The organism is Pseudomonas sp. LB3P93, from assembly GCF_054898025.1.
The window spans coordinates 2,837,525-2,853,205 of record NZ_CM142713.1; the positions used below are offsets into that span (position 1 = coordinate 2,837,525).

Here is a 15,681-nt window from a genome sequence, read left to right on the forward strand (position 1 = left end):
TAGTAATTACCCCAGCCCTAAGGCTGGGGTTCCATCGGAGCAGAGTAGACGACTTTGTGCGCTAACAACCTGTCCTGGATCGTTGGCTTAATTGGCTGCCCAAAAAATATAGTCAGCCTGATATTTCACTACCTCACGTTTGCCTTTGTTTGCGGCGGAGCATTCGATTGTTGGCGCTACGCCACCTTTAACGGCCACCCGCTGGATATAACTGACATTGCTCATCGCGCCTTTGCCTTCCGCAGGGTTGGCTTTGACCAACTGATAAGGGAGGTCACCCGTACCTGAGGGCGCAACCGCCAGTTGCGTCCCGGTAATTTTAGAGCCGTCTTTGGCTTGCCAGGTGGCAGGTGGTCCAAAGTAGGTGCCGACCTGTTTGCCGCTGCGATCATTTAGTACCGCTTTGGGGCCGACGAAAGTCCATTCAGTCTGGCCGGCAGAGTTAGCCTTGTCGCGACACTCATACGTGATTTCGCCCACGCCCACGGTCTCCAGCGCGACCTTATGACCGTCCGGAACCTTGATGCTGTCGGGCAGACCTGTTTGCGCATACGCAGCTGGCACTGTGACCAACAAGCAAGTGGCAGCAAGCGTAGTACTGACAATGCCCAGGAATCGTTTAGCGTTCATGCAATCTCTCCAGAAAGGTGATCAGTTCAGCAGCTATGGCTACTGCCTGTACTACCCGCTGGAGGACGAACTGGATGCAGCTGATTGAAAAAATATCAGTACAGGAAGGGTTGTCGCGTCATTGCTTGATCGCTTGACTATGTGAGTGTCAGCTTATGGCCAACAGGCCCGTGGTTAAGGGCAGCTATCGACCCAGGCTGTGTGAAAACGCCAGTTATTGTCTAACCTTCTGATCGTCGAGATCGTAGTGGGGGCGATCATGAAGCGATTCATTGAGGGTGAGGCTCGGACGCACACCCAGCGGTGTTGCTGAAGATCTATATCTACGGCTACCTCAATCTCTTCTCTCAATCGATCATCGCCATCGACGGCAGCAAATTCAAAGCCGTCAATAATCGCGACCGCAACCGCCCGCTTATTCCACAGGTAATCCTCACGACTCTCAGTTTTCGACGTATTTAGCGCGTTTTCACACAGCCTGGCCCCTTTGCAGACATTCATATCGTCCCCTTGACCGAGGGGTTCCCCACTCTGACTTCACGCTTAGATGATGGGGTGGTAAAAAAAGATGCTGGTTGAGGTGGCCGTTGCAGCGGGAACTTCAGGGTGCTGGCCAGGTCAATTGGTGCCCCGTATTGGGAATGCCGATCAGCGCTGTGATCTTTTTTACGGCAGAGCCATCCGAGATCAGTCGAGTTCCCCCCCCTGATGCCAACCAAGAGTTTTCTGCCGGGCCTCATCCTGGTGTTCTGCGCCGTCGCGTCTCTTTGTTCGGTTGCTGCTGAGCGAAGAGCGGCAGCGCAAAGCAACAGCGCATCAACCACCCTAATCGAAACCGCCTCGCGGCAGTATGGAAATGGTCAGTTGGAACAAGCCGCTGCCACGCTGGAGCGAGCCCTGCATATCCAGCCGAACAATCCCGCGACGCTGCATTACCTCGGTGTGTTGCGTCTTCAGCAGGGGCAGTATCAGCAGGCTGAAACCTTGGCGGCGCGCTCGAATATGCGGGTTGGTCGCAACGTCGAGTTACGCAATCGCAACTTCCAATTGATCCAGGTGGCGCAGCAGGCCCAGTCTTCGGGTATCCCGCCCAGCGCCAAAGCGGACCAGGTCGCAGTTCAGAAGAGGCTGGAAGTGGAGACCCAAAGGCTCAGCGAAGCAGAAATGGGCGTTGCTGAACAATCCACTCAGGACACTGGGCGCGACGCTGGCAACTTCGCTCGTGCAACGGCAGACCAGGTATTGGATTCACCGACGGTTGGCAGGCCTCGGCCCGAAGGAAAATTGCAAATGGCTTCCGTCGAGCCAGGGCCTGCGTACGATGAGGTAGAGATTCCCCGCGGCCATTTGCCGCCTCCAGGTAAATGCCGAATCTGGTTTCCTGATCGCCCGCCGGGGCATCAGCCCGCACCCGGCAAATGCAAGAAACTGCGAAAACGGGTTCCGTCAGGGGCCTACTTGGTGCACGGTTGAGTTTCTGAACATCCACTTCTGTCCGATAGCGGTCCGAACTACAGTTGCCGCCATTCCGGACACTCCAGCGTTGTTCACCAGCACATCGACCCGATCGAACCGAGTAACGGCGAAGACGATGAAGTCTTGGACATCCTTTCGGTCTGTGACGCCTAGAGCACGGAATTGCGCCTTGCCGCAGGAGGCGTTGATATCGCCAGCAATCATTTCAAGTCGGTCGGTACGACGAGCACCGAGCACCACTTTCGTGCCGTGGCTAGCCAGCAGCCGCGCGGTAGCCTCACCGATAACGCTGCTTGCGCCGGTGATTGCGATGACTTTGTCTTTGACGTTCAACATGATCGGTTTCCTCTTCCGTTCGCCTACACGAGCAGGGGGTGCTGCTGACGGTAGTGTCCGAGGACAGCCCTCGGGTGACTGCTGAACGCCGGTTTGAGGTTGAAGCGTATTGCGAAGGGTTTTTCCGGATCCGTCTGCACTTTGGTTTCATGGAGGAGCCCGACATACCCATGGCGCTAAGCTTTGTCACCTGACGGAACTGGATTTCAGTCCGATGCGCACGACTTATTTCCTCAGCCGGGAGACAGTGATCCCACCAAGCGCATTTGTATGAGGCGCTGACGCGAAAGCCTGTTCGCGTTCCTGCTGAAAAATGCCAACAACAACTGGAAATACTTCAAGTTACCGTTGAATAGAGTGATTGAGCTGGGAACACAAGTAGAGATGTGAAGGCAAACTAAGCCGTAAAGCGGCCCGCACACAAAAAATCTGACAGCACGAAATTCTCTGTTGAGGCAGGCATTAATCGAGCAGGAGGTCATTCTCCTGCTCATAGGCAACACTATTTTGAGGCTATCTCCATATCAGGACTTAACGTTCCCAGCCAAGCCACTAGCCCCACAATCAAAACCGCTGTCGATAACTCGACCAACACGCTGCGTCTTAACGCATTAGCCGCCACTCGATATTTGCCCTCCCGCAACGACCGTTCCAAAAGCGGGCCAAGGTGAAATCGGTTCAGTGCGGCCAGCACCAGCATCCCGGCAAACAACACCACTTTGATTATCAGCAAAGTCCCGTAGGTGGTTAGAAGCACAGCATCGAGTTTTGGGCCCACGATGAACAGGTAGTTCACGACGCCTGTGCCCGTGATGACGACTACGATCAAAGCGCCCACCGATTCGAATCGGGTGACGGCCCGGGCCAGCAAACTGATGCTCTCTTCGGTTTGCAGCGTGTCGAGCATTGCCATCCTGGCAAAAGCGACTAATGCACCCAGCCAGGCGCCTGCCGCCAGCAGGTGCAGTATGTCCATCGCAAAATGCCAATAACGACGACTGCCTTCATCCATCGCCCCATGACCGCTCCAGGCCAGGCTGGCGAGGGCGATCCCGCCAGCAATAGCTGCGACCACCAAGCTAAAGCCAGGCGCACGTTGGTTGAGCATCACCGCTAAACCGCCAACAACTAACGCGATGATTCGCACGACCCAGGCCAGCCCTACGTCCGTCTCAAATACCATCATCTCAACATGCGGACGCAGCTCAGCGAAGTCCGACTCCCCGCTCATGGCGCTCGCCATCATCACCATGCTGGCGACAGACACCAGTACACCGAGCGCCGTCGTACCCGCCACGATAGACCGAAACGGCAACACGGCACCCGACACTCGCTCTCGTCCTTCAAGGCTGTACAACCCGAAAAGCGCCACGCCAAAGAGCAGCATCAAATCCATGTACAAGCCGAAGCGCAGGGCAATGCTGGCCCAATCGCTCATCAATTACTTCACTTTGAACGTAACGTTGCCGGTGATCGGGTGAGTGTCCGATGACACCGCGCGCCATTCGACTTTATAGCTACCAGTGGGCAAAGGAGAGAGTGGCGTGATAACCATGGTTTTCGGGTCGCTGCCGCCAGAGACTTTGGCCTTCATGGGCATCGGGGAGTGGGCCATGCCGGGCATTTCGGTCATGACCAGTTTCGCGCCAGAGAACTGGGTCATGAGGTTTTCGGAAAAGTGCAGTTCGATCTTGCCGGGGGCCGCGCCGACCGCGCCTTCCTCCGGGGTAGAGGAGAGCAATTTCGGGTGCGCTTGAGCGAATGTGCTCATAAGCAGTCCACCAGAAAGTGCGATGGCAACAGCGGCGGTTTTGATCAATTGCATACAAGGCCTCTCACCGCTTAAAGCGGTATATTTTTGATTATTAAGTTGACGCGTTCTAGAACCACAGCCGAACACCAAGGACGAGACGTGCTTCACTGCGATCCTCGCCGTCGTCCTCGGCATAATCGGCTGTTTTGCCGTAGGTGCGGTTCCAGGTCACGCCGATGTAAGGCGCAAACTCCCGGCGGATTTCATAACGCAGGCGCAGGCCCGCTTCAGTGTTAGACAGGCCAGAACCGATGCCTCGTTGCGGGTCGTTTTTGCTGTAAAAATTAAGTTCGGCGGTTGGCTGCAAAATGAGTCGGTTGGTCAGCAGGATGTCGTAGTCGCCTTCCAGTCGCGCGGCGGTTTGGCCACCTTCACCGATGAACGCCGTGGCTTCGGCTTCGAAGTTGTACAGCGCCATGCCTTGCACGCCGAACGCCGCCCAGGTTTGCGGGGCGCCGGGTTTGAAATCCTGCCGAACGCCGGTCACCACGTCCCACCACGGGGAGATGGCGTGACCCCACAGTGCCTGGACTTCCGCATCTTCAGTCTTGCCGTTGGTACGTTCGCCTTCGGAGCGCAGCCATAGGCGGTCGATATCGCCGCCGATCCAGCCTGAGATATCCCAGGCCAGGGCGCTGCCGTCATCGGCGTCCTGCCATTCTAGTTTGTCTGCGAGAAAGTACGTGTTGAGCGTGGAGTCGTGCACGTTATGCCCACCCGGGCTGACAAACACAGCGGCGCGGTCGGCATCGGTCAACGCCGGGATCGGCGTGCGGCTTTCGGTAGGCGCGGCAGGCTGCATCTGGCCATCGTCCATGTTTTGCATCTGGCTGTGGTCCATGCCCTGCATCTGGCTATGATCCATGTTCTGCATGTCGCCCGTGGCCGCCATTGCCGAAGAAAGTGTCAGGCTCGCGGTCACGAGCGCCAAAGAAATCGCAATGATCCTGATCATGGGTAGGCGCCTCATTCTTCCACCCGAACTTCACGGAACATGCCCATTTCCATGTGGTACAGGAGGTGGCAGTGATAGGCCCAGCGGCCGAGCGCGTCGGCGGTCACCCGATAACTGCGCCGTGAGCCTGGCGGCATGTCGATGGTGTGTTTGCGTACCATGAACTGGCCGTTCTCGTCTTCGAGATCGCTCCACATGCCGTGCAGATGGATCGGATGGGTCATCATCGTGTCGTTGACCAGCACCACCCGAACCCGCTCGCCGTATTTGAGGCGCACAGGTTCGGCGTCGGAAAACTTCACGCCGTTGAACGACCAGGCAAATTTTTCCATGTGGCCGGTGAGGTGGAGTTCGATAGTACGGCTGGGCTCACGGCCGTCCGGGTCTGCGAAGGTGCTGCGCAAGTCGGAATAGGTCAGGACGCGACGACCGTTGTCACGCAGGCCGAGGCCAGGGTCATCAAGCTTGGGTGAAGTGGTCATGGCTTGCATATCCACCAGCGGATTGTTGCTTTCCGTCGCGGGGTGGGACTGCATTTCGCCCATACCAGCCATACCAGCCATACCAGCCATACCGCTGTGATCCATGCCGGACATGCTGTCCATGCCTTGCATCGAGCTGTGGTCCATACCCGTCATCTGGCTGTGATCCATGCCCGGCATGTCTGTGCCCATACCGCCGTGATCCATACCGCCCATACCCATGTCATCCATGGTCACCAGCGGCCTCGGGTCCAGTGGTGGTATCGGCGCGGACACACCCGTCTTCACCGCCAGCGTGCCACGGGCATAGCCAGTGCGATCCATCGACTGGGCGAACAAGGTGTAGGCGTCCTGGGTCGGCTCGACGATCACATCGAATGTCTCCGCCACCGCGATGCGAAACTCGTCGACGCTCACCGGTTTGACGTGCAGACCGTCCGCAGCGACTACCGTCATTTTCAGACCGGGAATGCGTACGTCGAAGTAGGTCATGGCGGAGCCGTTGATAAAGCGCAGGCGCAGTTTCTCGCCAGGCCGGAATACCCCCGTCCAGTTCATGTCAGGCGACTGGCCGTTCATCAAGTAGGTGTAAGTCGCGCCGCTGACGTCGGCCAGGTCCGTGGGATTCATCTTCATTTCAGCCCACATCTTTCGATCTGCGACCGTGGAGCCCCAACCTTTTTCACTGACGTCGTGGATGAATTCGCCCACGGTGCGCTTGTTGTAGTTGTAGTAATCCGACTGTTTTTTCAACGTCTTCATCAGGCCGACCGCGTCTTCGTCGGTCCAGTCGGTCAGCATCACCACGTAATCTCGGTCGTACTGGAACGGCTCCGGCTCCTTGGCATCGATCACCAATGGACCGTAAACGCCGGACTGTTCCTGAAGCCCCGAATGACTGTGATACCAGTAGGTGCCGTTCTGCCGAACCTTGAATTGATAGACATATATCCCGCCCGGTTCAATGCCATGAAAGCTCAGGCCCGGCACGCCGTCCATGTTGGCCGGCAGCAGAATGCCGTGCCAGTGAATGGAGGTGTCAGTGTTGAGTTTGTTCCTCACCCGCAACGTGACCGTGTCGCCTTCGCGCCAGCGCAGCAGTGGGCCGGGAATGCCGCCATTGATGGTCATCGCGGTGCGCGAGTGGCCGGTGATGTTGACTGGGGTTTCGCCGATGAACAGGTCGAAATCGTTACCGGCCAGGACATTCTGCTCGCCGGGGCTGGTGATCGCCCAGACAGGTGTGCGCCATAGCCCGAGGCCGCCGAGAATCCCGGCGGCGGCGAGTCCCTTCACAAAGGTTCGTCTTGATGTTTCAGGTCGCATGACGCTTTGTTCCCAGTCAGTCAGATGACATAGCAAACAGGAGATGCTGCCAAGTTCGATGAAGATCGTAATGGGCGCAACCTTTCAGAAGGCTGAGCCAAAGATTACAGTTTTGTCAGCTTCACCTGCAGCTCTGGCTGTGACCCACTCAAATGCTGGCTTGCGCATTTCTGGTTTCTGAGTAAACATGCGCATCGATATAGGGTAGGGGGGTATGGTATGTCGCATGTTCATGGGCAAAAAGACGATCTGTTGAAGCGTGTTCGGCGTATCGCCGGTCAGGTTCAGGCTATAGAGCGAGCGCTGGAGTCGGACGCTGACTGTGCCAAAACGCTGCATCTTGTCGCGGCCACACGCGGGGCAATGAACGGTTTGATGGATGAAATTATAGAAGCACACGCGCACGCTCACGTCGCGAACCCTGAATTGAGCGATGAAGAGCGCGCCAAAGGCGTCGAAGAGTTGCTCGAAGCCATCCGCCGTTACTCGAAGTAGACCCTGTCATGCCAAATTTTGCAGAATTGCTTCAACAGGGCGGCACCCACGCGTGGCTCTATTTCCCGAGCGCGATACTGCTAGGTGCGTTGCACGGGCTTGAGCCTGGCCATTCAAAAACCATGATGGCAGCATTCATCGTCGCCATTCGTGGATCGGTGAAACAAGCGGTGCTGCTGGGCTTGGCCGCAACGCTCTCGCACACGGCAGTGGTGTGGTTGATTGCCATCGGTGGCATGTATCTGGGCAAAGGACTGGATGCTCAAACTACTGAACCGTACTTCCAGCTCGCGTCCTCCGCGCTGATCATTCTGATTGCGGTGTGGATGTTGTGGCGTACCTGGCACGGCGAACAAATGTTCAAGTTCGAGCAAGGTGATCACCACCACGGCGACCATGACCATGACCATGACCATGGGCATCACGATGAGACTCAGCGCATTGATACGGGCCACGGGCGGATCGAACTGTCGATCTTCGAAAAGGGAATGCCCCCACGCTGGCGCATGAAGGCGTTGAGTGGGCATGCCTGGTCAGCGGCAGAGGTTCGACTGACGACTACCCGCTCAAATGGAAGCATTCAAGCGTTCTCGTTCGTCGAGCGCGAAGGTTTCCTGGAATCGACCGCCGATATTCCTGAGCCTCATGACTTTAGTGCTCGTTTGAGTCTTGGGCATGCGGGCCATTCCCATGATTACGATTTGGATTATCAGGAGCACGGACACAGTCACGAGCACTCCGAGCTTGAAGGTCTGGAACTGTCGATTGACGGTTATCAGGATGCGCATGAGCGTGCCCATGCCAACGATATCCGCAAGCGCTTCACCAATCGTGAGGTCACCACTGGCCAGATCATTATGTTCGGTTTGACTGGGGGGCTGATTCCTTGCCCTGCGGCTATCACCGTTCTGCTGCTCTGCCTTCAGGTCAAGGAAGTCGCCTTGGGAGGCGTGCTGGTCCTGTGTTTCAGCCTTGGTTTGGCGCTTACATTGGTGTCCGTCGGTGCGGCAGCGGCCATTGGCGCTAAACAAGCGTCCAATCGCTGGCCTTGGCTTGGCGCAGTTGCGCGTCGCGCACCTTATCTGTCCAGCGTGCTGATCATCGGTGTCGGACTTTACGTGGGGATTCACGGCTGGATTGGCTTGAGTGCTGCCTAGTCTGGAATCAGACTCGTTGGTTGTTTCAACTTTGTGCCGGTAATGCTGGCTTAATTCAGGTCCGGTGATATCGCCTGAGTCAGGCCTTTTGGCAGATTGTTTATGCCGCGCGTCCAATTGTAAGAGCCATTTTCAGCGACTACACTCCAACCCATGAAACGCTATCTGCGGTTTTGCATCATCTTCTTGATCAGCCTGGCGCTTCCCCTCAGCGGGATGGCGAGCGTTCAGGCACCGACAGAACCTTGCCCAATGAAAACGATGGGCATGGCGATGATGGACGACATGGGCATGGACTGCTGCAACGATATGGAAAGCCCCTCCGAACACGGCAAACCTTGCAAGCCTGGTCAGGAATGCAAGACAGGCGGCATGCTGCAAGTCTCGATCTTCAAGCCTCCTGTCACCGTGTTCAGCCCTGTAGTGCTTTCCTTGTTCATCGATTCCCTACCCGTACAGACCCCGTCCGGGGTATGGCGACCGCCTCGCGTTTGATTCCTGTCCCACATTGAGCCTCATTCCGCGTTAGCGGGATGGACTAGCTGCGCGCATGTCTTTTGACGCGTGCAGTGGATGATCACAGGAATCGTAAACATGAACTCCAAGTGCTATTGCACAGGCTGGTCCCTGGTGGCCGGTCTGGCGGCAAGCGTACTGGCATTGCCGAGCTTCGCTGCCGCATTGACACTCGATGAAGCGTTGCGGCTGGCCGAAAACAATGCACCCTCGCTGACCGCACAAGATGCCAAAATTCAGGCTGCCAGCAGCGCAGCTATTCCAGCCGGTGAACTACCTGACCCCAAGCTGCTGCTGGGTGTGCAGAACTACCCCATCGGCGGTCCGGATCGCTGGAGCATTGACCAGGACTTCATGACCATGCAAATGGTCGGGGTCAGGCAAGAGATGCCCAACAGCGACAAGCGCAAAGCACGGATTGAGATCGCCGATGCGGCCGTTGATCGCGCTGCTGCGGAGCGTCGAGTCGAACGTCTGAAGGTACGCCAGTCCACGGCGTTGGCCTGGATCAGTAGCTACTCGATTGAGCGCAAAGATGCGCTGTTCCAGGACTTCTACAAAGAAAACCGCCTGCTGAGCGATATCGTCCGGGCCCAGATTGCCGGTGGCCGCGCTCAACCCGCTGATGCGGTGACACCCAAGCAGGAAGCGGCTCAACTGGCGGAGCAACAGGACGATCTGACTCTCCAGAGAGCACAGGCCCGAGCAGCCCTCAAACGCTGGATTGGCTCAGCCGCCAACAACAAGCCTGTGGGTAGCTTGCCAGAATGGCCCGTCGATGCCTCCAGCTACTCCCATAAACTGCAACACCACCCTGAGTTGGCAGCGTTTGCGCCGATGACCCGAGAGGCGCAAGCCAAGGTTCATGAAGCCGTGTCGGAGAAACAGTCGGACTGGAGCTGGGAACTGGATTACCAGCGCCGAGGCCGGGAGTTTGGCGATATGGTCAGCGTGCAATTTTCCTGGGACCTGCCGCTGTTTCCTGACTCCCGCCAAAACCCCAAAATTGCAGCCAAACAGGCTGAACTCAGTCAGCTTGAGGCCGAGCGCGAAGCGCTGTCACGTGAGCATACCCAGCAATTGGAGAACGAACTGGCTGACTATGAGCGCCTGAATCGCGCCGTGCGTCGAAACCAGGACAGCCTGTTGCCGCTGGCCAAGGAAAAGGTCGACCTCAGCATGGCCAGTTACCGGTCCGGCAAAGGCGATTTAAACGCCGTTGTTGCCGCCCGACGTGAACTCATCGAGGCCCGGCTCAAACAGATCGACGTGGAAGAGCAGCGAGCGCTGACCAGTGCGCGTCTGTATTTTGCTTATGGGGAGTTCAGCCAATGATCGGTAAAAAATGGACCGGGTCATTGCTGGTAGGCATCTCGCTGGCATTGGGTGTTGCCGGTGGCTACTGGTTCGCTCACCAGCGCATGAGCGGAGTACCAGGTACCGCCCCGGAACAGAGCCTCAATTCACCGGACGAACGCAAGGCTCTGTATTGGTACGACCCCATGTACCCGCAGCAAAAGTTCGATAAGCCGGGTAAGTCCCCCTTCATGGACATGCAACTGGTCCCTCAGTACGCCAGCGGAGCAGGGGATCGGGCGACCGTCAGTATCGATCCAAGTCTGACCCAGAATCTCGGCCTGCGTGTTGCGACAGTCAGCCGTGGGGTCTTTGACTCCAGCCTCGACGTGACAGGTGTCTTGGCGTTCAACGAACGTGATGTCGCAGTGATCCAGGCACGCACTACCGGCTTTGTGGAGCGGGTCTATGCCCATGCTCCCGGTGATGTGCTCAACGCTAACTCGCCATTGGCGTATATCCTGGTGCCCGAGTGGGCTGCCGCCCAGACAGAGTTTCTTGCCCTCAAACGCAATGGAGATGCTGACCTGTTGGCTGCGGCCCGTCAGCGTCTGCGGCTCACAGGGATGCCGGCAGCACTGATCACTCAGGTAGAGCGTGGCGGTAAGGTTCAGCCCTACCTGACGCTCACCAGCCCCATTGGTGGTGTGCTGCAAGAGTTGAACGTGCGTGCGGGCATGACCGTGGCGACTGGCGATACTCTGGCGCGCGTCAATGGCTTGAGCAGTGTCTGGCTGGCCGTGGCCGTTCCAGAATCGGATGCCGGATCAATCACCGTGGGACAAGCGGTCGAAGCGCGTCTGCCAGCCTTCCCGGGGACAACGCTCAGTGGCAAAGTCAGCGCGATTTTGCCCGAGACCAATCCGGACAGCCGCACCCTTCGTGTGCGGGTGGAACTACCCAATCCGGACGGGCGCCTCAGGCCGGGTTTGACGGCGCAGGTACACCTGAATCGCTCGAACGGACAAAGTGTGTTGTGGGTGCCGAGCGAAGTTGTCATTCGCACGGGCCGACGTGCCCTGGTGATGCTCGCCGAAGACGCAGGCCGCTACCGCCCTGTTGAAGTGCAACTCGGGCAGGAAAGCGATGGCAAGACGGCGATATTGAAAGGTCTGGAAGAAGGCCAGAAGGTGGTTGCTTCTGGCCAGTTCTTGCTCGACTCGGAGGCCAGTCTCAAGGGAATTGTTGCCCGCTCAGAGGAAGAGTCACCACCCCGAGTAGCAGCCTCCAGCCTTCATCAAGCGGATGGGCAGATCGTTGCTATCAACGATAAGGAAGTCACACTTGCCCATGGTCCCTTCAAGACGCTGGGCATGCCTGGTATGACGATGACGTTCCCACTCGCCAATCCGACTCTGATGCAGGGTCTGAAAGCGGGTGACAAGGTTCGGATCGCGGTGAGTCAGACCGATGATGGTTTGCGTGTTGAGCGTCTGGACAAATCGGGGAGCCAACCATGATCGCTGCCCTGATTCGTTGGTCAGTGGCCAACCGATTCCTGGTGCTACTGGCGACGCTGTTTGTCACGGCTTGGGGCATTTGGTCGGTGCGGAGCACGCCTATCGATGCACTGCCAGATCTCTCGGATGTTCAGGTGATCATCCGCACCCCTTTTCCGGGACAAGCGCCGCAGATTGTCGAGAACCAGGTGACCTATCCGTTGGCCACCACCATGCTCTCGGTGCCGGGAGCCAAGACGGTGCGTGGCTATTCCTTCTTCGGGGACAGCTTCGTTTACGTGCTGTTCGAAGACGGCACTGACTTGTACTGGGCTCGCTCACGGGTGTTGGAGTATCTGAGCCAAATACAAAGTCGGTTGCCGGCCAGCGCCAAGCCGGCGTTGGGACCGGATGCAACGGGGGTGGGTTGGATCTATCAGTACGCACTGGTGGATCGCAGTGGCGGACACGATTTGGCACAGCTTCGCGCACTTCAGGATTGGTTTCTCAAGTTCGAACTCAAGACCCTGCCGAACGTTGCCGAGGTTGCTACGGTGGGTGGGATGGTCAAGCAGTACCAGGTGCAGCTCGATCCGCTCAAACTGGCCAGCCTCGGTATCACGCAGGCCGAGGTGACCGAAGCGATCGGCAAGGCCAATCAGGAAACGGGTGGCGCCGTGCTGGAGATGGCAGAGACCGAGTTCATCGTGCGGGCTTCCGGCTATCTGAAGACGCTCAATGACTTTCGGGCGATCCCGCTCAAGCTGGGTTCGGGCGGTGTGCCGGTGACCCTCGGCGATGTCGCCACGATCCAGTTGGGACCGGAAATGCGGCGTGGCATTACTGAACTCGACGGCGAAGGCGAGACTGTCGGCGGTGTGGTGATTTTGCGCAGCGGCAAGAATGCTCGCGAGACCATTGAGGCGGTGAAAACGAAACTGGACGAACTGAAAAGCAGTCTGCCAGCCGGGGTGGAAATCGTCACCACCTACGACCGCAGCAAGCTGATCGACCGCGCCGTGGAAAACCTCAGCCACAAGCTCATCGAAGAGTTCATTGTCGTAGCATTGGTCTGCGGGATCTTTCTCTGGCACTTGCGCTCATCGCTGGTAGCGATCATCTCCCTGCCGGTTGGTGTGTTGATTGCCTTCATCGTCATGCGTTACCAAGGGATCAACGCCAACATCATGTCCTTGGGTGGAATTGCCATCGCTATCGGCGCCATGGTCGATGCCGCCGTGGTGATGATCGAGAACGCCCACAAGAAGGTTGAGGCCTGGCACGTGGCCAATCCTGGGGAGGAACTGAAGGGTGAGCGTCATTGGCATGTGATGACCGAAGCAGCGGCAGAGGTCGGTCCTGCGCTGTTCTTCTGTTTGTTGATCATCACCCTGTCTTTCATTCCGGTGTTCACCCTGGAAGCGCAAGAGGGGCGTTTGTTCGGCCCGTTGGCTTTCACCAAAACCTATGTCATGGCCGCAGCGGCGGGATTGTCAGTGACCCTGGTGCCAGTGCTGATGGGCTATTGGATTCGGGGGCGAATCCCCAGTGAACAACAGAACCCGTTGAACCGGTGGTTGATTCGGATCTATCAGCCTGCCCTGGATGCCGCGCTGCGTCGTCCCAAAGTCACCCTGCTCGTGGCGCTATTGGTTTTTGTCAGTGCGCTATGGCCAATGTCGCGCTTGGGGGGAGAGTTTCTTCCGCCGCTGGACGAGGGCGATCTGCTCTATATGCCTTCGGCGCTGCCGGGATTATCGGCGCAGAAAGCGGCGCAGTTGCTGCAACAGACTGACCGTCTAATTAAAACGGTGCCTGAAGTCGAACACGTTTTCGGCAAAGCGGGGCGTGCCGAAACCGCAACCGACCCGGCACCGCTGGAAATGTTCGAGACCACGATTCAGTTCAAACCGCATGAACAATGGCGCCTAGGCATGACTCAGGAAAAATTGGTGGAAGAACTGGATCGAGTGGTACGAGTCCCAGGGCTGACCAACATCTGGATACCACCGATTCGAAACCGTATCGACATGCTGGCCACGGGGATCAAGAGTCCCATCGGCGTGAAAGTTGCCGGCACCAACCTTACGGAAATTGATGCTGTCACCCAGGCTGTCGAGCGAGTGGCCAAGGGCATCCCCGGTGTCAGTTCGTCGTTGGCCGAGCGACTGACCGGTGGGCGCTACATCGATGTGGATATCGACCGCAAAGCCGCCGCCCGCTACGGCCTGAATATCGCCGATGTGCAGTCCATCGTGGCCGGCGCTATCGGCGGTGAAAACGTCGGCGAGACCATTGAAGGTCTCGCACGTTTCCCGATCAACGTGCGTTACCCTCGGGAGTGGCGTGACTCGCTCGGTGCCCTGGAGCAATTGCCGATCTATACCCCTCAGGGGAGCCAGATCACCCTCGGCACAGTGGCGAAGGTCAAGGTCACGGACGGTCCACCAATGCTCAAGAGCGAGAACGCACGACCTTCGGGCTGGGTGTACATCGATGTGCGGGGGAGGGACATTGCCTCGGTGGTCGCCGATCTGCGCCGGGTAGTCAGTGAACAGGTCAAATTGCAGCCCGGTATGAGCCTGAGTTACTCAGGGCAGTTCGAATTTCTGGAACGGGCCAACGCACGACTCAAACTGGTGGTGCCTGCCACGCTGTTGATCATCTTCGTGTTGCTCTACCTGACATTTGCCCGCTTCGATGAGGCCTTGCTGATCATGGCCACGCTGCCGTTCGCACTCACGGGCGGGGCATGGTTCCTCTATCTGTTGGGGTTCAATCTGTCGGTCGCCACCGGGGTCGGTTTTATCGCCTTGGCCGGTGTTTCTGCCGAGTTTGGCGTGATCATGCTGCTCTACCTGAAGAATGCCTGGGCCGAGCGTGAAGACCTCGGCGACAGCACTGAACGCGGGCTGGTGGCGGCGATTCGTGAAGGCGCTGTGCAACGCGTTCGACCCAAGGCCATGACCGTTGCCGTCATCATAGCTGGCCTCTTACCCATCCTTTTGGGCAGCGGAACCGGCAGTGAGGTCATGAGCCGCATTGCTGCACCCATGGTCGGCGGCATGATCACGGCACCCTTGCTATCCCTGTTTGTCATTCCGGCAGCCTATCGCCTGATGCGTCGCCGGCACCTCCCAGTTGAAACCAACACCCCTCAAGGAAAAGTCGTATGAAACTGACCCTGATTGCAGTTGCTAGCACGATACTGCGAAGCATACGGTGACCATCTCTCATGGCGCTGTTCCAGCTGTGCAATGGCCACCGATGACTATGGCCTTTTCCGTGACGGAAGATCAGCTAGCTGGACTGGCGATCGGAGACCGCGCGGCGTTTTCCTTTCGGCCAGAGGGCGGTAGTGCCACGATGGTGTCCATTAAAAAGTGAAACAGCAGCAGTGAAAGTGGCCGGCACGATTTGTGGTGCCGGTCATTTACAGTAAATCTGCTTGTCGGGAAAATCGATACGTCCGTGATGTTGCTCTACTGGTTGAATCCACAGCCGAAAGTAGACGGTCGATACGCCAACATCTCAAGGCCTAAATGAATACGCGTTAAAGCACGACACGCCGGGTGGCAGAGCTTTTTCGTTGTGTGGTGGTTGCAGTGAGGGACTGATAGGTCGCAGCACATCAAGCTTAAGCGCTACCGAGCTGGCCTATACCTACACGTTGCCGGAAACATATTTGAATTGGGCCAGG

General features: G+C 57.5%; 12 protein-coding genes and 4 pseudogenes. 10 read left to right on the forward strand and 6 right to left on the reverse strand.

The window, feature by feature from the left end:
* Positions 1–87 precede the first annotated feature (87 nt).
* The gene (locus ACYZT8_RS12870; RefSeq protein ID WP_461981642.1) at positions 88–630 is read right to left on the reverse strand and encodes a DUF3455 domain-containing protein; all 543 of its coding nucleotides are present in this window, start codon (positions 628–630) and stop codon (positions 88–90) included.
* A gap of 294 nt (positions 631–924) precedes the next feature.
* Between ACYZT8_RS12870 and ACYZT8_RS12875 the strand changes: the two are divergent.
* Together ACYZT8_RS12875 and ACYZT8_RS12880 are read left to right on the forward strand one after the other, a co-directional pair.
* Positions 925–1,038 (forward strand): annotated as a pseudogene (locus tag ACYZT8_RS12875) (hypothetical protein); the annotation flags it as partial.
* 300 nt (positions 1,039–1,338) lie between these two features.
* Positions 1,339–2,103, forward strand: coding sequence for a tetratricopeptide repeat protein (locus ACYZT8_RS12880; protein WP_461981644.1), 765 nt, complete (start codon positions 1,339–1,341; stop codon positions 2,101–2,103).
* Positions 2,104–2,163: 60 nt separating this feature from the next.
* Here the strand turns inward: ACYZT8_RS12880 and ACYZT8_RS12885 are convergent.
* A pseudogene (locus ACYZT8_RS12885) lies at positions 2,164–2,442 on the reverse strand (SDR family oxidoreductase); the annotation flags it as partial.
* Between the two features lie 23 nt (positions 2,443–2,465).
* On the opposite strand from ACYZT8_RS12885, the pseudogene ACYZT8_RS12890 reads away from it, so the two are divergent.
* A pseudogene (locus ACYZT8_RS12890) lies at positions 2,466–2,832 on the forward strand (KUP/HAK/KT family potassium transporter); the annotation flags it as partial.
* 112 nt (positions 2,833–2,944) lie between these two features.
* On the opposite strand, the gene copD reads toward ACYZT8_RS12890, so the two are convergent.
* Genes copD through ACYZT8_RS12910 form a run of 4 tightly spaced genes read right to left on the reverse strand, consistent with a single transcriptional unit; the run spans position 2,945 to position 7,018 of the window.
* Positions 2,945–3,880 carry a copper homeostasis membrane protein CopD gene (gene copD / locus ACYZT8_RS12895; protein ID WP_461981646.1) on the reverse strand — a complete coding sequence of 312 codons (936 nt, stop codon included), beginning with the start codon at positions 3,878–3,880 and terminating at the stop codon, positions 2,945–2,947.
* A 3-nt stretch (positions 3,881–3,883) separates the two neighbouring features.
* Positions 3,884–4,267, reverse strand: a complete 384-nt coding sequence (gene copC, locus ACYZT8_RS12900; RefSeq protein ID WP_461981648.1) for a copper homeostasis periplasmic binding protein CopC — start codon at positions 4,265–4,267, stop codon at positions 3,884–3,886.
* Positions 4,268–4,322: 55 nt separating this feature from the next.
* On the reverse strand, positions 4,323–5,210 hold the full coding sequence (locus ACYZT8_RS12905) for a copper resistance protein B (protein WP_461981650.1): 888 nt from the start codon (positions 5,208–5,210) through the stop codon (positions 4,323–4,325).
* 11 nt (positions 5,211–5,221) lie between these two features.
* Complete coding sequence (locus ACYZT8_RS12910; RefSeq protein ID WP_461981652.1) at positions 5,222–7,018, reverse strand: copper resistance system multicopper oxidase; 1,797 nt, start codon at positions 7,016–7,018, stop codon at positions 5,222–5,224.
* 219 nt (positions 7,019–7,237) lie between these two features.
* On the opposite strand from ACYZT8_RS12910, the gene ACYZT8_RS12915 reads away from it, so the two are divergent.
* The 7 genes and pseudogenes from ACYZT8_RS12915 to ACYZT8_RS12945 form a co-directional block, all read left to right on the forward strand.
* On the forward strand, positions 7,238–7,513 hold the full coding sequence (locus tag ACYZT8_RS12915; RefSeq protein ID WP_461981654.1) for a metal/formaldehyde-sensitive transcriptional repressor: 276 nt from the start codon (positions 7,238–7,240) through the stop codon (positions 7,511–7,513).
* An 8-nt stretch (positions 7,514–7,521) separates the two neighbouring features.
* The gene (locus ACYZT8_RS12920) at positions 7,522–8,670 is read left to right on the forward strand and encodes a nickel/cobalt efflux protein RcnA (protein WP_461981656.1); all 1,149 of its coding nucleotides are present in this window, start codon (positions 7,522–7,524) and stop codon (positions 8,668–8,670) included.
* Between the two features lie 153 nt (positions 8,671–8,823).
* Complete coding sequence (locus ACYZT8_RS12925; RefSeq protein ID WP_461981658.1) at positions 8,824–9,165, forward strand: hypothetical protein; 342 nt, start codon at positions 8,824–8,826, stop codon at positions 9,163–9,165.
* A gap of 99 nt (positions 9,166–9,264) precedes the next feature.
* Positions 9,265–10,521, forward strand: a complete 1,257-nt coding sequence (locus tag ACYZT8_RS12930; protein WP_461981660.1) for a TolC family protein — start codon at positions 9,265–9,267, stop codon at positions 10,519–10,521.
* Positions 10,518–12,002: an efflux RND transporter periplasmic adaptor subunit gene (locus ACYZT8_RS12935; protein ID WP_461981662.1), complete on the forward strand. Its 1,485-nt coding sequence runs from the start codon at positions 10,518–10,520 to the stop codon at positions 12,000–12,002. Before ACYZT8_RS12930 ends, ACYZT8_RS12935 begins: the two co-directional genes overlap by 4 nt.
* The gene (locus ACYZT8_RS12940) at positions 11,999–15,157 is read left to right on the forward strand and encodes an efflux RND transporter permease subunit (RefSeq protein ID WP_461981664.1); all 3,159 of its coding nucleotides are present in this window, start codon (positions 11,999–12,001) and stop codon (positions 15,155–15,157) included. Before ACYZT8_RS12935 ends, ACYZT8_RS12940 begins: the two co-directional genes overlap by 4 nt.
* A 28-nt stretch (positions 15,158–15,185) precedes the next feature.
* Positions 15,186–15,368, forward strand: a pseudogene (locus ACYZT8_RS12945) (copper-binding protein); the annotation flags it as partial.
* Positions 15,369–15,681: the final 313 nt, after the last annotated feature.